Source organism: Alcanivorax profundi (genome assembly GCF_003597125.1).
GTDB classification, from domain to species: Bacteria; Pseudomonadota; Gammaproteobacteria; order Pseudomonadales; family Alcanivoracaceae; genus Alcanivorax; species Alcanivorax profundi.
This window is the reverse complement of sequence record NZ_QYYA01000003.1, coordinates 496,247-520,970: the sequence shown is the minus strand read 5'-3', so window position 1 is coordinate 520,970 and position 24,724 is coordinate 496,247. Positions and strand designations below refer to the sequence as shown.

Here is a 24,724-nt window from a genome sequence, read left to right as displayed (position 1 = left end):
ATAGCCCATTACCGACAACTTTCAATTATTTTGGAATTGAATTTCATTATTTAAAAAGGGCCGAAAAACAGGGCGCCTGGCGCCCCGCTTCCGGCCGGAGAGAATCAGTCCGCCAGCACTTCCGAAATACGCTGCAGCACGACTTTGCCATCCTTCACGGTGGCAATGTTGGGGTCGGCCTGCATGCCGCCATTAGCATCAATCTCGGTCACACCGTAGGGGTTGTTTTCCGGCGCCAGGTTTTTCAGCGCCTGCCCCATGGCCGCACGAATCGCCGTGGCATCTTCTACCGTGCCGGCTTCCTGCATGGCCTGAACAACGGAATAGAGGGCAAAGTAGTTATAGGCCACTTCCGTGGTCGGATCCTTGCCATCGTTTTGCTGGTGATACTTGGCGACAAACGCCTTGGCACCGGGCTCTTCGTACAGCGTCAGCGGCACTACGCCCACGGAACCTTCCAGCATCTTGTAACCACCGATGATCTTGGCCATTTCACCCATCTTGGCCTGATCCATGATCACGAAACCGCCTTTGAAACCAAGCTCACGGGCCTGCTTGGCCACCAATGCGGTTGGCTCGGAAGCGCCGCCGATGAACATCACGTCAGGCTTCTCTGCCAGCACCTTGCTCACACCGGTGTAGAAGTCCGCAGACTTGTTGTAGTCCATGGGGTTATCAGCAACCACGGTACCGCCCATGGCTTCCCAGGTGGGGACAAACGCTTTGGTCCAGTATTTGGCGTAGTCATGGGTGGCGTTGGCGATGGCCACTTTCTTGCCGTTCTGGGCCATGGCAATTTTGGTGAAGGGCTTCATATAGCCAGTAAACGTCGGCGGAATACGCACGGTCAGCTCGTTGCCCTTCTCGGTAACCGTGGGCACCGAGGTGTAGGACATCACCACAAAGCCATCGCGTTCATTAAAGGCTTGCAGCGCAAAAGTGCCACCGGAGTGCGGCGTGAAAATGACCGGCGCATTGTACTGCTGCACCAGGCGCTTGCCGTTCACCGCGGCCTGGCTGGGGGCGTACTTGTCATCCAGAGACACCACATTGATTTCGTAGGTCTCACCATCGACCTGAAAGCCGCCACTACTGTTGATTTCTTCGGCCGCCATTTGCAGACCTTCCAGCGTGTTCTGGCCGTACAGGGCCGCACCGCCACTCAATGGCCCGGTGAAACCGATATTCAGGGTTTCTGCAGCCTGGGCGCCTGTCGCCGCCAGGGCGATGGCGCTGGCACAGGCCAGCCGGCAGAAGCGTTTAAGGGTTCCTTTGCTCATGAATCTCTCCCGATTATTGTTTTCACTGTTGTAGCGTCTGTAACGTGTCGTTGTGTTGTAGCGTCGTAGCGCACACGCTGTGGGTCAGGCTCCGATGTAAGCCTTGCGAATTTCTTCGTTACCCAGCATCGCGTCCTTATCACCCTCCATGACCAGGCGACCGTTTTCGATCACGTAGGCACGGTGGGCAATCTTCAGTGCGGCGAAGGCATTCTGCTCCGCCAGCAGTACCGTGGTGCCCTGCTCGTTGATGCCCTTGATGGTCTCGAACATCTGCTTTACCACCAACGGTGCCAGGCCCAGTGAGGGCTCATCGAGCAACAGCAATTTGGGGCGCCCCATCATGGCTCGCCCAATAGCCACCATTTGTTGCTGGCCACCACTAAGGGAACCCGCCGCTTCGTCCTTCTTCTCATCAAGAATCGGGAACAGGGCAAGGATCTGGTCCAGCGTTTTCTTCATGCCCGCCTTGTCACGACGATGCACATAGGCGCCGAGCATCAGATTCTTCAGCACTGACATTTCCGGGAACAGTTTGCGGCCTTCCGGACACTGCACCACCCCGCTCTGCACCAGCGCAGAGGGTTTCAGGCCTGTCACATCCTTGCCATTCAGGGCAATGGATCCGGCAGTGGGTTTCAGCAAGCCACTGATGGTGTTGAACAGGGTCGATTTGCCGGCACCGTTGGCACCCAGCAAAACCACCAGTTCGCCCTGCTCCACTGACATGGAGACATTTTCCAGGGCCTTGAAGCTGCCGTAACGGGCTTCGACTTGATTAAGCTGCAGCATCTTCATCACTCCCCAGATAGGCTTCGATGACCACCGGATTGTTGCGGACTTCTTCCGGGGTGCCTTCGGCAATTTTTTCACCGTGATCAAGCACCATGATCTTGTCAGCGAGACTCATGATCATGTCCATCTTGTGTTCGATCAGGCAGACGGTGACCCCGTGGTCCACCATCTTGCGGATCAGGCCCGCCAGGTTTTCGGTTTCTTCCGGGTTGATCCCGCCCGCAGGTTCATCGAGCAACACCAGTTCCGGATCGGTCGCCAGCGCCAGCGCAAACGCCACCCGCTTCTTTTCTTCCTGGCTGATGTCTGCCGTGATGCGATGGCCAATGTGAGACAGACCGACGAAATCCAGCACTTCCTGAGCGCGGGCACGGCACTTGGCCTCTTCATCACGAAGTCGTCGGGAATTGATGATCACATCCCAAAGGCGCGACTGGGTTCGCAGGCGATGACCGACGATCAGGTTGTCGAGTACCGTGGACTCTTCAAACAACATGGTGGTCTGAAACGTCCGGGCAATGCCAAGCCGGGCAATGCGATCACAAGCCATGCCGGTGATGTTCATGCCCTGGTATTCGATGGTGCCCTCGGTGGGAGGCATGGCGCCGGCCACCAGATTGAAGAACGTACTCTTGCCTGCCCCGTTGGGACCGATGATGGCGTTGATCTTGTTGGCTTCGAATTCAATGCTGACGTTGTTCACTGCCGCCAGCCCGCCAAAGCGCTTGGTCAGGTTATTGATCTTAAGCATGGTTACCTGCCTCCCTGTTGGTGGCTACCGGGCTGGTCGGGGATTTTTTTTTAGCGTTTTCCTGTGATTTTCCAGCATCCTGTGCCGCCGCCATCCGGCGGGCACGCCAGCCAAGGAACGACCCCACCACACCACGCGGGAAGAAGATCACCAGCACCACCAGCAGCGGGCCAAACACGATCATCCGGTACTCTTCCAGGAACTGCAGGGACTGGGTCAGCCAGGTGATAACCATGGTGCCCACCAGCGGCCCCATCAGCGTGCCAATGCCCCCCACCAGCAGGTAGGTGATCATGTCGAAGGTATGCACCACGTCAGCTTCCGCCGGGCCGATAAACCGGACCAGACCGGCATACAGCGCCCCCGCCACACTGGCATAGGTGGTGGACAACACAAACGCCAGCACCTTGTTGCGCATCAGGTTGATACCCAGCGACGCGGCCAGATCATCACTGATACGAATGGCCCGGAAGCTGCGGCCCAACAGGGAGTTGGTAATACGCGCGGCCAGCCAGACCGATAGCACCATGAAGGTCAGTGCCAGGTAGTAGAACGGTGTGGTCTCGGTGAAATCCACCAGCCCGAACCCGTTAGGCGCCGGAATGTTGATAATGCCCAGTGCACCATGGGTGAGCTCTTCCCATTTATCGATGAGCAGATAAATGATGAACCCTACACACAATGTGAAGATCGCAAAGTAATGCTCTTTCAGGCGCAAGGACACGATCCCTGCCAGAAAGCCAAACCCCGCACCGGCCACGCCGGCAGCCACAAAGGCCCACCAGAATCCCCAGCCATGGTCCACAGTGAGAATCGCCAGCACGTAGGCACCAATGGCAAAGAAACCGCCATGAGCCAGGTTCAACTGACCGCACAGGCCGGTAATGATGTTCATGCCATAGACCGCGATAGCCCATACAAATGCCAGTGCCATCACATAAATCTGGTACTCGTTACCCGCCACAAACGGGAACAGTACCGCCGCCACAATCAACACAATCTTCATTGCCGGCGTCATGAAAAAATCGGAAATCTTCTGCAGGGCATTCATTAGCGCACCCCCTTGGTAAACAGGCCAGTGGGCTTCACCGACAGAATCAGCACCAACAGGGCGAAGGCGATGATGTCCTTGTAATCAGTGGAGATATAGAAGCCGCCAAACGCTTCGGCAAAACCGATGATCAGGCCGCCGACAATGGCCCCCGGAATCGAGCCCATGCCGCCGAGAATAATGATCACGAAGGCCTTCATGATCAGCAGGTGCCCCATGGCCGGGTACACCAGATTGATCGGCGCAAACAGCGTGGCGCCCACTGCCGCCAGCACCCCGGAAATGGCAAAGGTCATCATCGCTACCCGGTTGGCATCGATGCCGACCAGGAACGCCCCTTCCCGATTCTGGGCCATGGCCACAATGGTAGAGCCGGTCATGGTTTTCTTGAGGAACAGGTGCAGCACTGCCATCAGGGCGAAGGCGCCGATGATGATCAGTACCCGCTGGGCCGGGATGGTCATGCCCGCCACATCGAGAATATCGGTGTACGGCGTCGGCATACGGCGGAACTCCGCGCCGAATTTCATCTGCACCATGGCTTCCAGGAACAACATGATGCCAATGGCCGCAATCTTGTCGTGGATTGGCGGCGCTTCGCGAAGCGGATTGAATACCAACCGTTCACACAGTACCGCCAGCACCGCCACGGAAATGGCAGAGGCGATCATGGCGATCCAGTAGTTGGCACCAAAATCCACCATGGTGATGTAAGAGACATAGGCGCCGACCATATACAGCGCCCCATGAGCAAAGTTCGGTACGTGCAGAATGCCGTAGACCAGGGTCAGCCCCAGGGCGACCAGCCCGTAGATGCTGCCCAGGGTCAGGCCATTGAGCACTTGTTGCAGAAACAGATCCAAGGCGATGCCTCCTCTGTACTGGGATGCGGCCACGCTATTGGCGTGGTCCTGCATCCCGTTTCTCTGTTGTTATCCAGCCTCTGCGGTGTAGCGCGACCGCGGTATTGTTAGTGTGAGACTGTCCAGATCCGTCGGCTATCCGACAAACCGCTACGTCCTGTCAGGACGCCTGTTGTTGATGCCCTGCCCACTCCTGCTCCTGCAGGGCTCGCCACATCACCTTGCCGGTGGGCGAACGGGGCAGCTCATCGCGGAACTCCACCACCTGGGGCACCTTGTAGGCCGCCATTTCTTCCTTGCACCAGTCGATGACGGCCTGCTCGGTGAGCGTGCCTTTCATGTCGTCGCGCAACACCACACACGCTTTTACCGATTCTCCACGGCGCTCGTGTGGCGTGGATATGACACAGCTCTCCTGAATCGCCGGATGTCGGTACATCAGGCTCTCCACTTCTGCCGGCCAAACCTTGAAGCCAGAGGCGTTGATCATGCGTTTCACCCGATCGACGATGAAGAAATACCCTTCTTCGTCGTAGTAACCGAGATCGCCGGTGCGAAAGAAACGCTTGCCATCCAGTTCCAGAAACACCTTTTGGGTTTCCTGGGGACGCTTCCAGTAACCCTGGAAGACCTGCGGACCGTGAGTCACGATCTCGCCCACTTCGCCCGGGCCCAGCTCCTTGCCGCTCTCCACATCGATGATGCGCGAGTCGATATCGAAAACCGGGATGCCCAGACACTGGGACTTGGGACGATCCGTCGGGTTGATATGGGTGCCGGCTATGGTCTCGGACAGACCATAGCCTTCCATGTAACGCAGGCCCGTCAGGTGAAAGAGCTTGTCGGCCACCGCTGCCGGCATGGCCGCCCCGCCGCCACCGATATTCTCCAGTGACGACAGGTCATAACTTTCCACCTCTGGGTCGGACAGCAGATCGATGGCCATGGTGACGATGTTCACCCAGCGACTCACTCTGTAGCGCTCGATCAGTTTTGCCGCGACCTGACGATCCCAGCGCGTCATCAACACAATCAGCGAGCCGCCATAGATCGGAGAGTTCATGGAACCCTGCATACCGGTCACATGGAAATACGGCAGTGTCGCCAGGGTGACCGATTCCGTCGTGCCGTGGCTCCACACCGCACCCTGCACGCAGGTCGCCATCACAGAAGCATGGGTATGCATGCATCCCTTCGGCGCGCCGGTGGTTCCGGAGCTATAGGGGAACACCGCCAGATCGTCCGGGCCCACCAGTAACTCACTGGGCTGCTTGTCGGCATCCATCACGGTTTTCCAGCTGATATGCGCTGCGTTATCCAGCGTCACCGCCGGGGCCTGCACCTCTGGAGGCAATGGCAGATCGGTGTCACGAGTGATGTAGTCATTGTAGGCCGCCACGATCACATGCTTGAGATTGACCTTACCTACCACCGGTGCGATGGCCGGCAACAGTTCCTGTCCACAGATCGCGACAGCGGCTTCAGTGTCTTCCAGGTAATGCTCCAGCTCCGCCGCCCGATTCATCGGGTTCACCGGCACCACAATGGCGTTGGCACGGAGAATCGCGTAGTAGCCGATAATGAATTGAGGGGCGTTCTGCATGAACAGCAACACCCGATCTCCCTTCTCCACACCCAGTGCCTGCAGATACCCGGCCAGGGCATCCACCTGCTGCTTGAGCTGCGCAAAGGTGATGGGGCTGTCGTAATAGTTAATTGCGTCCCGCTGCGGGTAACGCAGGGCAGACACCTCCAGATTGGTATAGAGGCTGGTCTGCGGCAGGCTGAGGTGGCGCGGCATATTCTCCGGCCAGACCGCATGATGCCGATCAAACATGTTGTGCTCTCCCGGTCGGCTCCCGTCAAACCCTGAGGTTTGGGGGCCTTTTATTGTTGATGCTGTAGCGCAAGCCGCCGGCAAACAGCGGCGGAAAGTTTTGACTCGGCAGTCAATCTGACACGGCTTCAGGGGGAGGTCAATACTATTTTGGAATGTAGTTTCATTTTTTGAAACGAAATAAAAGACAGGAATTAACGGCTGGGAAACGGGATATTTACCCAACATACCACTGAGTATGTGGGGTGCCCATACCGATTATCGGATCCTGATTTCATTCGGGATAAAAGGTTAGGAAATGTTTCCAGCAGGCGGTTGGAGGCAAACGCCCGCCCCTTCAGGCTGAAGAGACCTGGCGGGAAGCATGCAGATAGGGCGCATTCGCCAGGGAGAACAGACAGGTTTCAACAAAACCCTCCGCATCCCTGCCAAGATCCATGCTTTCCGGGTCTAGCAGCCAGAACATGATGACGCCGGTGAGCTGACTGTGTAGCCAGTTAACGGCGCGGGCGATATGCAGGGTGGCCGGCAGTTGCTGCCGGGCCACCGCATTGCTCAACACCCGGCCCATGCGCGCGGAAGACTCACGGCACTTGTCTCGCTGCTTGCCCAGCAACTGCAGGTTTTCGCCGCTGAATTCGCACTTGTGAAACATGATCTCGAAAATACGGCGCTGGTGCTGGTCTTCCACCACTTGGCGGAGCAAGGTACACATGAAGTCGCCGAGGCGGCCCAGCGGGTCTGGCTCTGCGGGATCCTCTGCCTTTTCTGACAGAGTGTCGAAAAGCAGGCGGTTTCGCTCGACCATGGCCATGAACACGTCATGCTTGTTTTCAAAATGCCAATAGATTGCCCCTCGAGTCACCCCGGCTTCCTTGGCAATATCATTGAGCGTGGCCGACAACACCCCCTTGCGGTGAAACACCCGCTCGGCAGCATCCAGAATCTCTGCCCGGGTTTCCATTGCTTCGCTTTTGGTGCGTCTGACCATGGTGAGATCCGCAGTGACAAATCAGAAAAATCGAACAAACCGCGTTGTTGGATATATACATACACGCGAGAATGTATATATAATGAACGTGATTCACTCTTTTTTCAAGCCCATCGATCTGCCTTCCGTGCAGCGGTACTGGGGTGTTTGCAAGGACAGAAAACTATGCGCAGCGGTATCCTTTATTCCATCGTGACAGGACTTCTGGCGTTCCAGCTGACAGCCTGCGGCGACAGCGGTCCAGCCCAACAACAGGAACAACAAGCCCCGGACGTGGGCTTTGTGACCGTCAAAGCCAAGACCGTCACCCTTAATCGCGAACTCCCGGGCCGCACCACCGCGCACCAGATCGCTGAAGTACGCCCACAGGTGAGCGGCGTCATTGAAAAGCGGCTGTTCGAGGAAGGCCAGGAAGTGAAAGCGGGGCAACCGCTCTACCAGATTGATGACCGCACCTATGAAGCCACGGTGGCCACTGCTCGCGCCGAGCTTTCGCGGGCTCAGGCCACGCTGAAATCCAACGGGCTGCGCGCCAAGCGATTCAAGAAACTGCTCGACTACAAAGCCGTAAGCCAACAGGAATACGACGAAGCCCAGGCCCAGCTGGACGAAAACAAGGCTGCGGTGGCCGCGGCCCGAGCCAACCTGCAAAGCGCCCAGATCAATCTGGATTACGCCATCATCAAGGCGCCTATTAGTGGTCGCATCGGTCGCTCCAGTGTGACCGCAGGCGCCCTGGTCACCGCCAACCAGGCTCAGGCGTTGGCAACCATTCGTCAACTCGATCCGATCTATGTAGACCTGACCCAGTCCAGTAATGACTTGCGCCAGCTTCGCCAGGCCATGGCCGCCGGCGAACTGCAGCAAGTGAGTGAAGATGAAGCGCGTATCACCCTGATTCTGGAAGACGGCTCGGCCTACAACAAACCCGGCGCCTTGCAGTTTTCCGAGTATGCCGTGGATGAAAGCACCGGTTCTGTCACCCTGCGTGCCCTGTTCCCCAACCCGGACGGCGAGCTGCTACCCGGCATGTTTGTGCGTGGCCGCCTGCCGGAAGGCCAGCGCGAAAATGCCATTCTGGTACCGCAAAAGGGCATCACCCGCGACCCCACCGGGCAAGCCTTTGCCATGGTCATCGACAGCAACAACACCGTGCAGAAAGTGAAAGTGGAAACGGAGCGTGCGGTGAAAAGTCAGTGGCTGATTTCCCGCGGTCTCAGCGATGGCGACCGTCTGGCGATTGATGGACTGCAGATGATCCAGCCCGGCATGCCGGTGAACCCGGTCAATACCGAGCAGGCGGATGCCCAGCAAGATGCCGCACCCCAGGCCCCCGCCAACGGCGGGGATCAAAACGCAGCACAGTAATAACGCAGCCTAACCACAAGCGGGATTTTCATGGCCAGATTCTTTATCGACCGACCGATTTTCGCCTGGGTGATCGCCATCATCATGATGATGGCCGGTGCGCTGGCGATTTACACCCTGCCCATTGAGCAGTACCCCACCGTCGCACCACCCGAGGTCTCCATCTCGGGTAACTACCCCGGTGCATCGGCAAAAACCGTGGAAGACTCGGTCACCCAGGTGATCGAGCAGCAAATGAACGGCATCGACAACCTGATGTATATGAGTTCCAGCAGTGACTCATTCGGGAATGCCCAGATCAGCCTGACATTCGCCCCCGGTACCGACCCGGACATCGCCCAGGTTCAGGTACAGAACAAGCTGCAACTGGCCACCCCATTGCTGCCGCAGGAAGTGCAGCAACAAGGGATGCAGGTAACCAAGTCCTCCGACTCATTCCTGATGGTAGTGGGTTTCACCTCCGAGGACGGCAGCCTGACCCGTGCCGACCTGGCCGACTATGTGGCTTCCAACGTTCAGGACCCGATCAGCCGGGTTGCCGGCGTCGGCCAGATCCAGCTGTTCGGTTCACCCTATGCCATGCGTATCTGGCTGGACCCGAACAAGCTGAACAAGTACGACCTGACCCCGCAGGATGTAACCCAGACCATTCAAGTGCAGAACAACCAGGTGGCCAGTGGTCAGCTGGGGGGGGCACCTGCCGTGGAAGGGCAGCAGCTGAACGCCACCATCATCGCCCAGACTCGCCTGGAAGACACCGAAGAGTTCCGCAACATTCTGCTCAAGGTGAACCCGGATGGCTCCCAGGTGTTCCTTGAAGATGTGGCGCGCGTGGAACTGGCCGCTCAAAGCTTTGACGTGCAAGGCCGCTACAACGGCCAACCCGCCGCCGGCCTGGCGATTAACCTGGCCACCGGCGCTAACGCGCTGGATACCGCCGAAGCGCTGCGCGCCCGTCTGGCAGAGCTGGAGCCGTTCTTCCCCGACAAGATGCAGATGGTGTTCCCCTACGACACCACTCCCTTCGTGAGCATCTCCATCGAGGAAGTGGTCCACACCCTGTTCGAAGCCATCATCCTGGTTTTCCTGGTGATGTACCTGTTCCTGCAGAACTTCCGTGCCACCCTGATTCCCACTCTGGCCGTGCCGGTGGTATTGCTGGGCACCTTCGCGGTATTGGCCGCCTTCGGTTTCTCCATTAATACCCTGACCATGTTCGGTATGGTGCTGGCGATTGGTTTGCTGGTGGACGATGCCATCGTGGTGGTGGAAAACGTGGAACGGGTGATGCACGAGGACGGCTTGCCGCCCAAGGAAGCCACCCGCAAATCCATGGGCCAGATCACCGGCGCGCTGGTGGGGATTGCCCTGGTGCTATCGGCGGTCTTTATTCCCATGGCCTTCTTCCCCGGTTCCACCGGTGCCATCTATCGCCAGTTCTCCATCACCATCGTGTCTGCCATGGTGCTGTCGGTACTGGTAGCCATGATCCTGACCCCGGCCCTGTGTGCCACCATGCTCAAGGCCAAGGACGGGGAGCACCAGACCAACAAGGGCTTCTTCGGCTGGTTTAACCGCAGCTTTGACAAGAGCAGCCGCTCCTATCAAGGCAGCGTGGAGAAGATCCTCGGTCGTCGTGGTCGCTACCTGTTTATCTACGTGGTCATCGTCGGGGTATTGGGCTTCAGCTTCATGCGCATGCCGTCCAGCTTCCTGCCGGAAGAAGACCAGGGGATCCTGTTCACGCTGGTGACCTTGCCCGCAGGCTCCACCCAGGAGCAGACCGTAGACGTGCTCAAGAAAATGGAGAACTACTACCTCACCGAAGAATCCGATGCGGTGGATGGTCTGTTCACTGTGGCGGGCTTCAGCTTCACCGGCCGCGGCCAGAACGCCGGCATGGCGTTCGTTAACCTGAAAGACTGGTCCGAGCGGGATCTGTCGGTGGACGGCGCCAATGATGTTGTCGGGCGCGCCATGGGCTACTTCTCTACCATTCGTGAAGCCATGATGTTCGCCCTCAGTCCACCGTCAATTCCGGCGCTGGGCAATGCCAGTGGCTTCGACTTCCAGCTGCTGGATCAATCCGGCCAGGGCCACGAAGCCCTGATCAACGCGCGCAACATGCTGCTCGGCATGGCGAGCCAGGACCCGCGCCTGGCCGCCGTACGGCCCAATGGTCTGGAAGACAGCCCGCAGTACCAGATCGATATCGACCAACAGAAAGCCAAAGCCCTGGGCCTGTCGATCAGTGACATCAACAACACCCTGCAAATTGCCTGGGGCTCAAGCTACGTCAACAACTTCGTCGACCGTGGCCGGGTAAAACGGGTGTACGTACAGGCTGATGCGCCTTACCGGATGCTGCCGGAAAACATCAACGACTGGTTCGTGCGCAATGCCCAGGGGGAAATGGTGCCGTTCTCGGCCTTTGCCACCGGGCACTGGACCTACGGCTCGCCCAAGCTGGAACGCTACAACGGGGTGTCTTCGGTGAACATCCAGGGGAACGCGGCCCCCGGCTACAGTACCGGTGACGCCATGGACGCCATGGAAGAACTGGCCGCCAAGCTGCCTGCCGGCTTTGGGTTTGAATGGACCGGCCTGTCCTATCAGGAACGCCAGTCCGGCGACCAGGCGCCAGCACTTTACGCCCTGTCGCTGCTGGTGGTGTTCCTGTGTCTCGCCGCCCTCTATGAAAGCTGGTCGATCCCGTTTGCGGTGATGCTGGTGGTTCCGCTGGGGGTACTGGGTGCGGTTCTGGCCGCCACCTTCCGCGGGCTGGACAACGATGTGTTCTTCCAGGTGGGCCTGCTGACCACTATCGGGCTATCGGCGAAAAACGCGATCCTGATTGCAGAATTTGCCCTGGAACTGGAACAGAAAGGCGAACACCTGCTCAAGGCAACACTGGAAGCCGTCCGCATGCGGCTGCGCCCGATCCTGATGACCTCACTGGCCTTCATGCTCGGCGTCACCCCGCTGATGATCAGCACCGGTGCTGGCGCGGGCGCCCGTAACGCCATCGGTACCGGCGTGTTCGGTGGCATGCTCACCGCCACCGTGTTGGCGATCTTCTTTATCCCGCTGTTCTATGTGGCGGTACGCAAGCTGTCCGGCGTGCCGCTCAATGGCAAGAGCAAAACGTCGGAGACCTAAATGCAACGTTCCCCGCTGACGCTCGCCCTTTTGGGCGGGCTGATGCTGGGTGGCTGCACCCTCGCCCCCAGCTATGACGCCCCGAACTCCCCGGTCGCCGCCCAGTTGGGCGACACTCAGCCGGCCAGCGAACTCACCCTGCCCGGCTGGGAAAACCTGTATCGGTCGGAAGAGTTGCAACAGCTGATACGTACCGCTCTGGAAAACAACCGGGACCTGCGGCTGGCGACACTGGACGTGGCCGCCCTGCGCGCCCAATACCAGATCCAGCGTGCCGACCTGTTCCCGTCAGTCACGGCAGAGGGCACCGGTACCCGCCAGCGCCTCCCCGGCGACCTGTCCAGCACCGGTCAGTCCACCCTTAGCAGCCAATACGGTGCGCAAGTGGGGGTCACCGCCTGGGAACTGGATCTCTTCGGCCGGGTGCGCAGCCTCAAGGACGCCGCCCTGGAAAACTATCTGGCCAGCGAAGAAACCCAACGCAGCAGCCACCTGGCGCTGGTCGCCCAGGTCGCGCAAAGCTACCTGACCCTGATTGCAGACCAGCAGAATCTGGCGATCAGTCGCGAGACCGTGGCCGCCCAGCAATCCTCACTGGATCTGATCCAGCGCCGTTATGAAGGCGGGCTCGGCACCGAGCTGGATGTCCGTCAGGCGCAGATCGCCCTGCAGGGCGCCCTCGCCAATCAGGCCAGCTTCGAGCGGCAGGTCAGCCAGGACTACAACGCCCTTGCCGTGCTGGTAGGCGGCCCCCTGCCCGAGCTTCAGCCGGTGTCGCTCAGCGACGACGCGCTCGATCTGGTGGCACCGGTGCCCTCGGGTCTGTCATCGGACCTACTGACCCAGCGGCCGGATATTCGTCAGGCAGAACATCAACTGCGCGCCGCCGATGCCAACATTGGTGCGGCACGTGCCGCGTTCTTCCCGAGCATCACGCTGACCGGCGCCTACGGCTCCATGAGCAGCGAGCTGTCCGGGCTGTTCGAGAGCGGCTCCAAAGCCTGGTCATTCAGCCCCGCCATTTCCCTGCCGATCTTCACCGGTGGCAGCAACAAGGCCAACCTGGATCTTGCCTGGGTGCGCCGTGACCAGGCGGTGGCGAGCTATGAAAAAGCGGTGCAGGTGGCATTTCAGGAAGTGGCGGATGCATTGGAAGCCCGAGACAGTCTGAGCCGTCAGGCACAGGCACAGCAGGCGCTGGTGGAAGCCACTCGCCAAACCCTGACACTGGCACAACAGCGCTATGAACAAGGTGCCGACGATTATCTGGCGGTTCTGGATGCCCAGCGCACCCTGCTGTCCGCCCGCCAGCAACGGGTCAGCCTGCAGCGCCAGCAACTGAGCAATGAAACCGATCTGTATCGGGCACTGGGCGGTGGCTGGGAAGCACAACAAGCCACCCATCTGGTGGCAGGCCGCTAGGGAGCCTCTGAATAACTCCTTGCATGCTCAGTCTTTCAGGCTGGCTCACAATCTAGGCGCGGTTTTGAAGGTGTATGTCCATCCATCGAGAAAGCGCAACAACGAGTGTGGGCCAGCCTGGAAGACCCGAAGGGCGCGGGGTCATCCCCCGCCCTGTCCAAATCAGGTACTGCGAAGCCGGAAAGTCGCCTCGCCCATGGCGAGCAGATTGTCGTGTTCGTCAAACACTTCCATGGTGCTGTTATAGATGCGCGAGCCCCCTGCGCGCCGGGTACCGATGCAACGAATCAACCCGTCGCTGGCCTGGCCGGTAAAGGTGGTCGTCATGGACAAGGTGACGGCCTTGCGAATGCTGCGAGGGTCCGCGTTCCATGTCCCCGCACAGGCCCCCGCCACATCCATCAATGTCGCCAGCACCCCACCATGAATGACATTGGCCAGATTGAGATGTCGGGCATCAATATTGAGACCCAACACCGCCCGGCCTTCCTGCCATTCGAGAAAGTGAAAACCGACCTCGGCGGGAAAGCCCGTGGAAAAACGGGCATTGGCAGCGTCCAGGAAAACTCCGTTGTGCGGAGAAACAGCATCCATCGGCAATCCTTCTATTGGTGTATCAGGCCTCGCTACGCCCCTGAACCATCTGCGCCACCTGCCCCACCACATCTTTCAGGCGCGGGCCCAGATTTTCGATCAGGGTACGACGGCTCAAGCGCAGCGAAGAGCCACCACAATTGAAAGGCACCACCTGGGCACCCCCATCCAGAATCAGCGGCACAGCCACGCCACTCACATCCCGGTTCCATTCGCCATCGGAAGTACAGAAGCCAAACTCCTCGTATTCCTTGTAGGCCTCTTGCAGGCTGCGTTCTATGGCCGGCCAGTTTGCCGGATCCTGGCTGCGAATCTGTTCGTAATACATTTCCCGCTCTGACGCCGGAGTGGCCGCCAGAAAGGCTCGCCCCAGTGCCGATGTGGCCATCGGGACCCGTGAACCAATATCCAGACGCAGCACCAGAGGACCATTACCCTGGCACACCTGGATGTAAGTCACCTGCGCGCCGTCCGGGGCACCAATCGCCACCATGCAATCGGTGGCATCGGCCAGCTCCTGCATATAGGGACGCGCCAGATCGCGCACCCCTTCGCTGGCCAGATAGCGATACCCGAGATCGAGCACCCCCGGCCCCAGCCGGTACTTTTCCAGCTGCGGGACATAACGCAGGTAGCCCAGCTGAGTCAGGGTCGCTGTCATTCGCGACACCGTCGGCCGCGGAATACTGGTCCGTTTGGCCAGCTCCGCATTGCCAAGATATTCATCGGAAGGTCCGAAACAGCGCAGGATATCGAGCCCCCGGGCCAACGCTGTGACAAAATTTCGATCCTTGTCGTTACTTCCCACTTCTGCGACCGCTCTACGCATTCTTGTCATTCCTTCAGGCTTCGGGAGTGTGCCGGTTCGTCGGTCCCGTCTTCCGTGCGGGCCATCGATACCTTTTATAGTTGTGTATTAGGCTTAGGGAGCCTCTGAATAACTCCTTGCATGCTCAGCGTGACCTGGAGCGCCCTTCGGGTCTTCCAGGCTGGCCCACACTCGTTGTTGCGCTTTCTCGGTGGATGGACATACACCTTCAAAACCGCGCCTAGATTGTGAGCCAGCCTGAAAGACTGAGCACGCAAGGAGTTATCCAGAGGCTCCCAAGGGGCGCCAATATAACAAAACACGTTTTTCATGCATAAGCCTTGCCATGGCGGCCCTGTTGCCTTTGACCCACAATGGCTCAGGCTCTAACCATGTCATGTCAGGCCAGCGCCGGTCAATATTTCAAAATATCATTTCATTATTGTGGGCATGAGCCATTCAGTCACCTACACTGGACACGCTAACCGATCAAAGGACGTTTCCATGGATACGCTGCAACAGTTCTATATCAATGGTCGCTGGGTCACCCCTTCTTCCGTCTGCCAGACTCACGCCGTGATCAACCCCGCCACGGAACAACCTGAAGCACAGATTCCGCTTGGCGAAGCGGCAGACATCGACAGCGCCATCGCCGCGGCCACTGCCGCCTTTACTGGCTGGAGTGAAACGCCGCTGGCCACCCGACTCGAGTACCTGGAAAAGCTGCTGGCGCTGTACCAACAACGCCTGCCCGAAATTGCCGACGCCATCAGCCGAGAGATGGGCGCCCCCATCGGACTGGCCAGCAAGGCCCAGGCCCCCGCTGGTATGGCACACCTCAACAACGCCATCGAAATCGCCCGCGACTTCCCCTTTGAGGAAACCCAGGGCGGCTCGGTGATTCGTCACGAGCCCGCAGGTGTCTGTGCACTGATCACGCCGTGGAACTGGCCCATGAACCAGATCATGTGCAAGCTGGCTCCGGCCCTCGCCGTGGGCTGCACAGTGGTACTCAAGCCCAGTGAATTCGCGGCTCTGTCCGCCAACCTGCTGGGGCAAATGATCGACGAGATTGGCCTGCCTGCCGGCGTGTTCAACATGGTGTACGGCGATGGCGCCAAAGTCGGTCCGCAGCTCTCGTCCGACCCGCGCATTGATGTGGTCTCGCTGACAGGCTCTACCCGGGCTGGCGCCTCGGTGAGCAAGGAAGCCGCCGACACCATCAAACGAGTGTCACTGGAACTGGGCGGCAAATCCGCCAACATCCTGTTGCCCGGTTGTGATCTGGAACAGGCCGTGACCCACGGGGTGCGGGCAATGATGAACAACACCGGCCAAAGCTGTAATGCGCCGTCACGCATGTTGGTTCCCGCCGACCAGCTCGACGCAGCAGAACAGATTGCCGCCCGCGTCTGTGCCAGCATTGCCGTAGGCAACCCGGCCGACAACGCCACCGTCATGGGACCAATCGCCAATGGCCGCCAGCATCAGCGGGTAAAGGCACTGATCGAGAAAGGCATCGAGGAAGGCGCCACCCTGGTATGCGGAGGCACCGCCATGCCCGAGGGCCTGGACACCGGCTACTTTGTCCAGCCCACGGTGTTCAGCCGTGCCAACAACCAGATGACCATCGCTCGCGAGGAAATCTTCGGCCCGGTACTGACCATGATCCCGTACCAGGACCTTGAAGAAGCCGTCGCCATCGCCAACGACACCGATTACGGCCTGTCCGGCTATGTGTTCGGGGATAACGACCAGGCCCGGCAGATTGCCAATCGCCTGCGTACGGGCAATGTGCACCTGAACGGCGCCGGCCCGGATTTCCAGGCCGCCTTTGGTGGCTACAAGCAATCCGGGATCGGCCGCGAATGGGGACGTTTCGGGTTCGATGAGTTCCTGGAAATCAAGTCACTGTTCCTGCCCGGCTGACTCCTGAGCCCATCGGTCAGTCATTAACGGACACAAAACCCCTTGTTTTGTGTACTGGCACTGGCGCCCTCCCCCGGGCGCCGAAGTGCCATTTACCCCTCCGCGTCCACCCCTGATCATCGTTACATTGATCAATGTCACAGTGTGACATATAACGGTCAGACAGACCGGGACCAGGAGGATTTATGACAACAACAGCTTCCGACAGCATCAACAAGACCCAGACCAAGACCGCAGAAAAGGTACCATTGGGCGCCACCGTGAACATCCCCCCACGTCGGCTGGACTTTGAGTTTGATGCCACCACCGCCAAACGCTATTTCTATGCGGACGACCCGTTCCTGAGCGCATTCTGGATCACCCTGTCCACCCTCTTCCCGGAAGGGGAAGATTTCTTTGTGCAGGCCGTTCGGCACTACCGCAAGGACATTACTGATCCGACGCTTAAAGCGCAGGTGGCCGGCTTTATCGGTCAGGAAGCCATGCACAGCAAGGAGCACGAAGCCTGGAACGAACTGGGCCAGAAATTCGGCTATCCCACCGAAAAGCTGGACAAGACCCTGGGCAAATTGCTGGGAGGGGTCAAAAAATTCACCCCCAAGATTTTCCAGCTGTCTGCCACCGTGAGCCTGGAACATTACACCGCCATCATCGCCGAGCAGCTGCTGCGCGATGAGTCCCACCGCGAACTGGCCGACCCGGAGACACTGAAACTGTGGCTGTGGCATGCGCTGGAAGAAAACGAGCACAAGACGGTTGCCTACGATGTGTATGAAAAAGTCAGCGGCAACTACTTGCTGCGGGCCGGCACCATGATTCCGGTGACCGTTGTTTTCTTTGCCGTCATCGGGATTTTTCAGGCGCAGATGCTGGCCTCCGACGGCAAATTGCTGGACCTGCGCAACAATTGGAAAGGGCTAAAATTCCTGTTTGGGCGCAAAGGCCTGTTTACCAAGCTCTGGCCGCAATACCTGGATTTCTTCAAGCCGGGTTTCCACCCATCCCAGCACGATACCGATGCGTTGCTGGACGAGTGGCGTGAGCGCCTCTTTGGCAAGGACGGCATGCTGACCGAACAACATGAGCAGGCCAGCCAGCGCAAGAAGACGCGTAAAAAGCTTCACTGACGACGGACATCCGTCATCCCGCCCTTTCCCTCTCACTGTCGCCCTCTCCCGCAAGCGGGAGAGGGCCGCTAACGTTTGAGAGAGCAACGCCCGCCGAACGTTACCGTTTTCTTTGACTCGCGTGTCCTGTACAACATTACCCACCATGGAATGCTGTACATGAAATCTCCGTCTTTTTTCGCGCTGCTGGTGCTGGCGTCCCAGGCTGAAGGGAACGAAACACCGATACTGGAACCGGTGTCCGTCACCAGCACCCGCATGGAACGCCCTCTGGCCGATACCCCTGCCGCCATCACAGTGATAGAGGCGGATCGGCGGCAGCAAGCCCAACCTCGCCTGCAACTGGATGAAAGCCTTAACCGGGTGCCCGGGCTGTATCTGCAGAACCGCTACAATTTTGCCCAGGGCCTGCGCCTATCATCCCGGGGCTTCGGTGCTCGCTCGCCGTTCGGGGTACGCGGACTGCGGGTGAACGTGGATGGGTTCCCGGAGACACTGCCAGACGGTCAGTCGCAGCTGGACAGCATTGATCTCTTCGCGGTGGAACAACTCACCATACTTCGAGGCCCCAGCAGTCTGCTGTACGGCAATGCTACCGGTGGCGTGGTGGATATCCGCACCGCGGCCCAGCCAGTAACAGAATCCGCCAGTGCCACAGTGATCGGCGGCAATGATGCCCTGCGCCAGGCCAACGTTCAGGCCAGTAGTCAGCATCAGCGAAACCACCAGGCCTTCATCCTGACAGCACTGGATTATGCGGGCCACCGAGAGCAGAGCGAGGTACGCAAGTATCAGTTAACAGCACAAGCCGGTTGGCAACCTGACGAGGATCGTGCTCTCACCGTTTTTCTGACGGCCATGGATACGCCCTATGCCAACGACCCGGGTGGGCTCACCCGCCAACAGGCTCATCAGGACCGTCACATGGCCACCCGCTTTTCGAACACGCTGGACGCCGGCCAGACGGTCGATCAGCAGCGTCTTGGCCTGCACTATCGCGATGACGCCCTGGGCAATGCGGTGATCAACGCCCGGCTGTTTGTCAGCCAGCGGGACTTTCAACAGCAACTTCCGTTTCCTGGCAGCAGCCTGATCGATTACCACCGTCTTTTCTACGGCGCCCGCCTGGATGCCACCCTGCCCTTCACTGTGAGGGATCGGCCTCACCGACTTCTGGTCGGACTGGATGCAGACCGCCAACAAGATGCCCGGGGACGCCATGCGGTCAATGCCAACGGGGCGATTACCTCGGTCACCGCTGATGAGGATCAGTACGCCACGGCCAGCGGGGTATTCATGCAGCTGGACAGCCATGTGACCGACAACCTGATGCTCACCGTTGGGGCCCGAACCGACCGGTTACGCATGACCATCGACGATCACCTGTTGGGTGACGGCGATAACAGTGGCGAACGGGCGTTTGACGAAACCAGCTACAGTGCTGGCCTTGCCTGGCAGCTTTCACGCCACCACACCCTTTACGCCAACACCGGCACCGCGTTTGAAAGCCCGACCTTCACCGAATTGGCCAATCCCTCCGGTGCGGGCGGCTTTAATCCGGCGCTCACCTCACAGACCGCCGTTAACATGGAGCTTGGCGTACGCAGCAGCTTGCTGGACCGGCTCTACCTGGAGGCCGCCCTGTTTCGGGTAGACGTTGACGATGAAATCACCCCCTACGATCTGAATGGGCGCACCTTCTACCAGAATGCGGGCAAAACCCGCCGCGACGGTATTGAGATCTCTCTGGAGCATGCCACTACCGATCAGCTCACGCTGGCGCTGTCATGGACCTGGTCCGATTTTCGTTTTGTGGAGTTTCAGGACAACCAGCAACAGGCCGATGTGAGCGGGAAACGGCTACCCGGCTTACCAGAGCATCATCTCTACGCCGAAGCATACTGGCAAAACGAAAGCGGCCTGTTTGCCAGTCTGGAAGGGATATTCAGCTCGCATCGCTATGCCGAAAATACCAATGTCACCCGAGTGGGAAGTGAGCTGCTGATCAATCTGAAAGGCGGCAAGCAATGGCGCCTGGGGGAACAAACGTGGAGTCTGTTTGCGGGCATTAACAACCTGCTCGACCGCGAGTATTACAGCAACCTGCGAATCAACGCCAACAGCGACCGACCGGTTAGCGAGCGTGGCTACTTCGAACCCGGTCCGGGTCTGGGTTACTACGCTGGCGTCACCCTGAACTGGTAGAACTCAAACGCTCCCACCCCGGCGCATATGGCCGGGACAGGAACCCGGAACAACGATCAGAACGCTGACACCCCGCCATCCACGGCAATCGCCTGGCCATTCATGTAGCTGTTCGCCGGCGACAACATCATCAGCATTACCGTGACAATTTCTTCCGGCTGGCCGAGACGCTTCATGGGACAACCCGCCGCCAACATGGCATGCACCGTATCCTTGTTCTCGGACAGGTTGCCTTCGTCCACCATGGGCGTATGGGTGTAGAAGGGGCACACCGCATTCACGCGGATGTTGCGCTTGGCAAATTCCACCGCTGCAGTGCGGGTCAGGCCGATCACCGCATGCTTGGCCGCTGAGTAGGCACCAATCTTGGGTGCCCCACCGAGGCCCGCCATGGAGCTCACGTTGACGATGCTGCCCCCGTTTTCCTTCATGGCCGCGATCTGGTGTTTCATGCCGTACATCACGCCTTTGACGTTGACGCCGACCTGCTGATCCAGCACTTCTTCGGTGAGCTGATCAAAGGGAATAAAACCGTGGGCGATGCCGGCATTGTTCACCGCCATATCCAGGTGACCGAACTGGGCCAGCGCGGTATCGACCATGGCCTTGCAGTCGGCTTCGCGGGAAACATCACAACGCAGCGCTGCCACTTTCACGCCTTGCCCGGCCAGGGCATCTGCCTGGGCATTCAGGGCATCCATGTTGATGTCACCCAGCACCAGCGCCGCGCCGCGCTTGCCCAGCTCCTGCGCCAGCAACTTGCCAAACCCGCTGGCCGCGCCAGTGATCAAGACAGTCTTGCCGGTAAAATCGAGAATCGGATCCATTATGTTCTCCAAACGGCAGCTATCAGCCATCAGCTATGAGCCATGAGCTGTCAGCTGTCAGTTCTTAGCTCTTAGCTTGTAGCTCATAGCTCACAGCTGATAGCTCATAACTGATAACTCAGATAGTGAACCCACCATCAACCACCACACATTCACCCGTCACGTAGCTGCTGGCATCGGACACCAGATACAGCACGGTACCGGCCATTTCTTTTGGCTCCGCATGGCGACGCATGGGAATCTGGGAAATGGCGGTTTGGTAAATGTCGTCGTTGGTGAACAGGGCACCGGCAAATTTGGTCTTGGTCAGGCCCGGCAACAGCGCGTTGACGCGAACGTTGAACTGGGCACATTCCTGGGCAAAAGACTTGGTCATGCTGATCACCGCCGCTTTCGAAATGGAATACACACCCTGCATGTCGCCGGGGCTGATGCCATTGATCGAGGCTGTGTTCACGATGGCACCACCACCGTGTTCGCGCATCAGCCTGGCCCCTTCCACGGACATGTAGAAGTAACCACGCAGGTTCACATCCACAGTCTTGTCGAAGGCATCGACCGGGGTATCCAGGATATGCCCGAAGAAAGGATTGGCCGCCGCATTGTTGACCAGAATATCCAGCTTGCCGTGCACCTCACGGATGTGGGAAAAGATGGCCTGAATCTGTGCCAGCTCACCCACGTGACAGGCATAGGCTTCCGCCTTGCCCCCCGCCGCCTTGATGGCATCGGCGACCACCTGACAGTCATCGATCTTGCGACTGGACACAATCACATGTGCCCCCTGCTCGGCCAGCAGCCTGGCAATTTCTTCGCCAATACCACGGCTGGCACCAGTGACCAGGGCAATCTTGCCCTCAAGGTTAAACAGGTTGGTACTCATACTTCTCTCCCGGTTGAAATGAAAAGCGGCACGCCCTGAACAACAGATGGCAACGCGGTTTTTCGTCTGTGCCGTGTGCCCGGCATCTCCACCACCGCGTTCAGGGAAACTCTAAACAACTCCTTGCATGCTCAGCGTGTCCTGAAGCGTGCAGCTGTTGTGTCTTGCCTCGACGGTAAGGGTGGTTCCCTTTCCTAGAGGCAAGGCGCAGCAGATGTGCGCTTCAGGCCGCGCCCTTCGGGTCTTTCAGGCTGGCCCGCACTCGTTGTTGCGCTTTTTCGATGGATGGACATACACCTTCAAAATCGCGCCTAGATTGCGAACCAGCCTGAAAGACTGAGCACGCAAGGAGTTGTTCAGAGGTTCCCTTGCGCTTCTTTGAGCACTTTTATGACCTGTCTGCAGTCTTCAGCGTGCCGCCAGTGTTGTGACCCACGGCGCCCTTATGGGCGCCTTTTCTCAGGCGCCGTTGTGAATAATGTCCACCGCCATTTCGGCCAGCGGTTTCACCAGCGCACCGACCTGTGACGCTTCCTTACTAGAAGCATTGCCATCCACCGCCCGCTTGGCGACACCCTGACAAATAGCCGCGAGGCGGAAGAAACTGAAGGCCAGATAGAATTCCCAATTGTCGATTTTGTCGATACCCCGACGCTGGCAGTACATGTCGACGTACTCCTGCTCGGTGGGAATACCCAGTGCCTTGCGGTCTACCCCCTGCATGCCGGCCATCTTGGCGCCACGCTGGGGCATACGCATCCCCATACACTGGTACGCCAGATCCGCCAGCGGGTGGCCCAGTGTCGACAGCTCCCAGTCCAGCACCGCAATCACTTTCGGCTCGGAGGGGTGCCACATCATGTTGTCGAGACGGAAGTCCCCGTGCACCAGCGCCACCTGCCCATCGTCTTCCGGCAGGTGTTTTTCCAGCCAGGCAATGAGCTCATCCATGGCGGGAATCTCTTCCAGCTTGGAGGCTTCATACTGCTTGCTCCAGCGACCCAGCTGACGCTCGAAATAGCTGCCAGGCTTGCCGTAATCGCTCAAGCCAACGGCCTCCAGATCCACACTGTGCATCGCAGCCAGGACACGGTTCATCTCGTCGTACATGGTCGCACGCAAGGCATTACCGGCATCGCCGTCGCCCGCTTCCGGAAGCGCCGCGCCCCACAGGATGCGACCTTCACAAAACTCCATCACGTAGAACATGGAACCGATGACGTCACGGTCTTCACACAAGTGGAGCACCGTAGGGACAGGCACATCGGTGTCTTTCAGCGCCGCCATGACACGGTACTCGCGATCGACAGCGTGGGCAGACTTGAGCAGCTTGCCCGGCGGCTGGCGACGCAGCACATAGGCACCGGAGGGGGAAGTAATCTTGAAGGTGGGGTTGGACTGCCCCCCCTCGAACTTGTCGGCCTGGATCGGGCCCTTGAAGCCGTCAATATGCTGTTCGAGGTAACGGGCCAGTTTTTCGGTATCCAGCGTATCCACCTGGGACATGGAGCTCTCCTGTTGTTCTGTCTGTGCTGCGCAAATGGCAAAGCCCGGTGTGACGGATCACACCGGGCAAGCGCCCTCGTCTCAGGCGAAACGTTTGGCCAGATTGCGGCCCAGCTGCATCATGTGCACCTGATCCGGCCCATCGGCCAGACGCAGGGTACGTGCATAACTGAAGAAGTTGACCAGCGGGGTATCCTGGCTCAAGCCCACCGCACCGTGGACCTGGATCGCCCGATCGATGACATTTAACGCCATATTGGGCGCCACCACCTTGATCATAGCGATCAAATCCTTGGCGACTTTGTTACCTTCGTTGTCCATGGTGGCCGCTGCTTTCAGCGTCAGCAGGCGAGCCTGCTCGATTTCACACCAGGATTTCGCCAGATCTTCGCGTACAGAGCCCTGCTTGCTCATGGGCTGGCCGAAGACCACGCGCTGGTTCACGCGCTTGGCCATCAGCTCGAAGGCTTCCTGTGCGGCACCAATCAAACGCATGCAGTGGTGAATCCGGCCCGGCCCCAGGCGGCCCTGGGCGATCTCGAAGCCACGGCCCTCACCCAGGATCATGTTTTCCCTGGGTACGCGCACGTTGTCGAAAATCACTTCTGCGTGCCCTTCCGGCGCATCATCGTAACCAAACACCTTCATGGGACGCACGATCTTCACGCCCGGGGTGTTGGTGGGGACCAGAATCTGGGACTGCTGCTCATGACGGTTGGGGTTATCCGGGTCGGTCTTGCCCATCACGATCATGATCTCGCAGGTCTTGCGCATGGCCCCGCTGATGTAGAACTTGCGGCCATTGATAACGTAGTCGTCACCATCGCGCTCGATACGCGTCTCAATATTGGTAGCATCGGAAGACGCCACTTCCGGCTCGGTCATGGCAAAGGCACTGCGGATCTTGCCTTCCAGCAACGGCTCCAGCCATTGCTTTTTCTGGGCATCGTTACCGTACTTGGCCAGTACTTCCATATTGCCGGTATCAGGCGCCGCACAGTTAAACGCTTCCGAGGCAATACGGCTGCGGCCCATTTCTTCGGCCAGCGGTGCATATTCCAGATTGCTCAGCCCGGCGCTGTATTCACCGTACTCTTTCGGCAGGAACAGGTTCCACAACCCCTGCTCCCGGGCCTTGGCTTTCAGCTCTTCCATCACCGGCGGGGTTTCCCACGGGCTCTTGTCCAGTTGCTCGTGAAACAGCTCTTCCACCGGGCGGATTTCGGTGTCGATGAAATGACGGACACGGGTAATCAGATCCCGGGTTTTTTCACTGTACTGAAATTCCATGAAGCTCTCCCTTGGTTATATCGTGGCCGCCGGGTGCA

At 58.8% G+C, this 24,724-nt stretch carries 19 protein-coding genes; 6 read left to right on the top strand and 13 right to left on the bottom strand.

What is annotated here, in order from left to right; translation table 11 throughout:
- Nucleotides 1-104: 104 nt before the first annotated feature.
- From D4A39_RS12240 to D4A39_RS12210, 7 genes are all read right to left on the bottom strand, one after another.
- On the bottom strand, nt 105-1,280 hold the full coding sequence (locus D4A39_RS12240; protein WP_022985130.1) for an ABC transporter substrate-binding protein: 1,176 nt from the start codon (nt 1,278-1,280) through the stop codon (nt 105-107).
- Nucleotides 1,281-1,364: 84 nt separating this feature from the next.
- Entirely contained in the window at nt 1,365-2,072 is a 708-nt protein-coding gene (locus D4A39_RS12235) for an ABC transporter ATP-binding protein (protein ID WP_022985131.1), read from the bottom strand.
- Nucleotides 2,059-2,826, bottom strand: a complete 768-nt coding sequence (locus D4A39_RS12230) for an ABC transporter ATP-binding protein (RefSeq protein WP_022985132.1) — start codon at nt 2,824-2,826, stop codon at nt 2,059-2,061. Before D4A39_RS12230 ends, D4A39_RS12235 begins: the two co-directional genes overlap by 14 nt.
- Nucleotides 2,819-3,877 (bottom strand): branched-chain amino acid ABC transporter permease, encoded by a 1,059-nt coding sequence (locus D4A39_RS12225; RefSeq protein ID WP_022985133.1) that lies wholly within the window; start codon nt 3,875-3,877, stop codon nt 2,819-2,821. The genes D4A39_RS12230 and D4A39_RS12225 overlap by 8 nt, the downstream gene beginning before the upstream one ends.
- On the bottom strand, nt 3,877-4,740 hold the full coding sequence (locus D4A39_RS12220) for a branched-chain amino acid ABC transporter permease (RefSeq protein ID WP_031226343.1): 864 nt from the start codon (nt 4,738-4,740) through the stop codon (nt 3,877-3,879). Before D4A39_RS12220 ends, D4A39_RS12225 begins: the two co-directional genes overlap by 1 nt.
- Before the next feature lie 160 nt (nt 4,741-4,900).
- Nucleotides 4,901-6,577, bottom strand: coding sequence for a long-chain fatty acid--CoA ligase (locus D4A39_RS12215; protein WP_022985135.1), 1,677 nt, complete (start codon nt 6,575-6,577; stop codon nt 4,901-4,903).
- 337 nt (nt 6,578-6,914) lie between these two features.
- Complete coding sequence (locus D4A39_RS12210; protein WP_022985136.1) at nt 6,915-7,568, bottom strand: TetR family transcriptional regulator; 654 nt, start codon at nt 7,566-7,568, stop codon at nt 6,915-6,917.
- A 165-nt stretch (nt 7,569-7,733) separates the two neighbouring features.
- Here D4A39_RS12210 and D4A39_RS12205 point away from each other — a divergent pair, with 165 nt between their 5' ends.
- Genes D4A39_RS12205 through D4A39_RS12195 form a run of 3 tightly spaced genes read left to right on the top strand, consistent with a single transcriptional unit; the run spans nt 7,734 to nt 13,517 of the window.
- Complete coding sequence (locus D4A39_RS12205) at nt 7,734-8,936, top strand: efflux RND transporter periplasmic adaptor subunit (protein WP_119918214.1); 1,203 nt, start codon at nt 7,734-7,736, stop codon at nt 8,934-8,936.
- Nucleotides 8,937-8,966: 30 nt separating this feature from the next.
- Complete coding sequence (locus D4A39_RS12200) at nt 8,967-12,095, top strand: efflux RND transporter permease subunit (RefSeq protein WP_119918213.1); 3,129 nt, start codon at nt 8,967-8,969, stop codon at nt 12,093-12,095.
- The gene (locus D4A39_RS12195; RefSeq protein WP_119918212.1) at nt 12,096-13,517 is read left to right on the top strand and encodes an efflux transporter outer membrane subunit; all 1,422 of its coding nucleotides are present in this window, start codon (nt 12,096-12,098) and stop codon (nt 13,515-13,517) included. It begins immediately after the preceding gene.
- Between the two features lie 162 nt (nt 13,518-13,679).
- Here D4A39_RS12195 and D4A39_RS12190 read toward each other — a convergent pair whose 3' ends face one another.
- Nucleotides 13,680-14,111 (bottom strand): PaaI family thioesterase, encoded by a 432-nt coding sequence (locus tag D4A39_RS12190; RefSeq protein ID WP_022985558.1) that lies wholly within the window; start codon nt 14,109-14,111, stop codon nt 13,680-13,682.
- Between the two features lie 22 nt (nt 14,112-14,133).
- Nucleotides 14,134-14,940 (bottom strand): IclR family transcriptional regulator, encoded by an 807-nt coding sequence (locus D4A39_RS12185; protein WP_119918211.1) that lies wholly within the window; start codon nt 14,938-14,940, stop codon nt 14,134-14,136.
- Between the two features lie 483 nt (nt 14,941-15,423).
- Between D4A39_RS12185 and D4A39_RS12180 the strand changes: the two genes are divergently transcribed.
- From D4A39_RS12180 to D4A39_RS12170, 3 genes are all read left to right on the top strand, one after another.
- A complete protein-coding gene (locus D4A39_RS12180) occupies nt 15,424-16,848 on the top strand; it encodes an aldehyde dehydrogenase family protein (protein ID WP_022986399.1) in 1,425 nt (474 codons plus the stop codon).
- A gap of 185 nt (nt 16,849-17,033) precedes the next feature.
- On the top strand, nt 17,034-17,975 hold the full coding sequence (locus D4A39_RS12175) for a metal-dependent hydrolase (protein ID WP_119918210.1): 942 nt from the start codon (nt 17,034-17,036) through the stop codon (nt 17,973-17,975).
- A 159-nt stretch (nt 17,976-18,134) separates the two neighbouring features.
- Nucleotides 18,135-20,180, top strand: a complete 2,046-nt coding sequence (locus D4A39_RS12170) for a TonB-dependent receptor family protein (protein ID WP_233552475.1) — start codon at nt 18,135-18,137, stop codon at nt 20,178-20,180.
- 56 nt (nt 20,181-20,236) lie between these two features.
- Here D4A39_RS12170 and D4A39_RS12165 read toward each other — a convergent pair whose 3' ends face one another.
- From D4A39_RS12165 to D4A39_RS12150, 4 genes are all read right to left on the bottom strand, one after another.
- Nucleotides 20,237-21,007: an SDR family NAD(P)-dependent oxidoreductase gene (locus tag D4A39_RS12165; RefSeq protein ID WP_102792856.1), complete on the bottom strand. Its 771-nt coding sequence runs from the start codon at nt 21,005-21,007 to the stop codon at nt 20,237-20,239.
- Between the two features lie 118 nt (nt 21,008-21,125).
- Nucleotides 21,126-21,890, bottom strand: a complete 765-nt coding sequence (locus D4A39_RS12160) for an SDR family oxidoreductase (RefSeq protein ID WP_119918209.1) — start codon at nt 21,888-21,890, stop codon at nt 21,126-21,128.
- Between the two features lie 459 nt (nt 21,891-22,349).
- A complete protein-coding gene (locus D4A39_RS12155; RefSeq protein ID WP_022986117.1) occupies nt 22,350-23,396 on the bottom strand; it encodes a phosphotransferase family protein in 1,047 nt (348 codons plus the stop codon).
- Nucleotides 23,397-23,477: 81 nt separating this feature from the next.
- On the bottom strand, nt 23,478-24,686 hold the full coding sequence (locus tag D4A39_RS12150) for an acyl-CoA dehydrogenase family protein (protein WP_022986118.1): 1,209 nt from the start codon (nt 24,684-24,686) through the stop codon (nt 23,478-23,480).
- Nucleotides 24,687-24,724 lie beyond the last annotated feature (38 nt).

Excerpts from the sequence above, each read along its gene's own strand:
- D4A39_RS12200 (WP_119918213.1), top strand. The coding sequence starts at position 8,967 with ATGGCCAGATTCTTTATCGACCGACCGATTTTCGCCTGGGTGATCGCC.
- D4A39_RS12165 (WP_102792856.1), bottom strand. The coding sequence starts at position 21,007 with ATGGATCCGATTCTCGATTTTACCGGCAAGACTGTCTTGATCACTGGC.
- D4A39_RS12170 (WP_233552475.1), top strand. The coding sequence starts at position 18,135 with ATGAAATCTCCGTCTTTTTTCGCGCTGCTGGTGCTGGCGTCCCAGGCT.
- D4A39_RS12230 (WP_022985132.1), bottom strand. The coding sequence starts at position 2,826 with ATGCTTAAGATCAATAACCTGACCAAGCGCTTTGGCGGGCTGGCGGCA.
- D4A39_RS12180 (WP_022986399.1), top strand. The coding sequence starts at position 15,424 with ATGGATACGCTGCAACAGTTCTATATCAATGGTCGCTGGGTCACCCCT.
- D4A39_RS12190 (WP_022985558.1), bottom strand. The coding sequence starts at position 14,111 with ATGGATGCTGTTTCTCCGCACAACGGAGTTTTCCTGGACGCTGCCAAT.
- D4A39_RS12240 (WP_022985130.1), bottom strand. The coding sequence starts at position 1,280 with ATGAGCAAAGGAACCCTTAAACGCTTCTGCCGGCTGGCCTGTGCCAGC.
- D4A39_RS12150 (WP_022986118.1), bottom strand. The coding sequence starts at position 24,686 with ATGGAATTTCAGTACAGTGAAAAAACCCGGGATCTGATTACCCGTGTC.
- D4A39_RS12185 (WP_119918211.1), bottom strand. The coding sequence starts at position 14,940 with ATGCGTAGAGCGGTCGCAGAAGTGGGAAGTAACGACAAGGATCGAAAT.
- D4A39_RS12225 (WP_022985133.1), bottom strand. The coding sequence starts at position 3,877 with ATGAATGCCCTGCAGAAGATTTCCGATTTTTTCATGACGCCGGCAATG.
- D4A39_RS12215 (WP_022985135.1), bottom strand. The coding sequence starts at position 6,577 with ATGTTTGATCGGCATCATGCGGTCTGGCCGGAGAATATGCCGCGCCAC.
- D4A39_RS12195 (WP_119918212.1), top strand. The coding sequence starts at position 12,096 with ATGCAACGTTCCCCGCTGACGCTCGCCCTTTTGGGCGGGCTGATGCTG.
- D4A39_RS12160 (WP_119918209.1), bottom strand. The coding sequence starts at position 21,890 with ATGAGTACCAACCTGTTTAACCTTGAGGGCAAGATTGCCCTGGTCACT.
- D4A39_RS12155 (WP_022986117.1), bottom strand. The coding sequence starts at position 23,396 with ATGTCCCAGGTGGATACGCTGGATACCGAAAAACTGGCCCGTTACCTC.
- D4A39_RS12205 (WP_119918214.1), top strand. The coding sequence starts at position 7,734 with ATGCGCAGCGGTATCCTTTATTCCATCGTGACAGGACTTCTGGCGTTC.
- D4A39_RS12175 (WP_119918210.1), top strand. The coding sequence starts at position 17,034 with ATGACAACAACAGCTTCCGACAGCATCAACAAGACCCAGACCAAGACC.
- D4A39_RS12210 (WP_022985136.1), bottom strand. The coding sequence starts at position 7,568 with ATGGTCAGACGCACCAAAAGCGAAGCAATGGAAACCCGGGCAGAGATT.
- D4A39_RS12235 (WP_022985131.1), bottom strand. The coding sequence starts at position 2,072 with ATGCTGCAGCTTAATCAAGTCGAAGCCCGTTACGGCAGCTTCAAGGCC.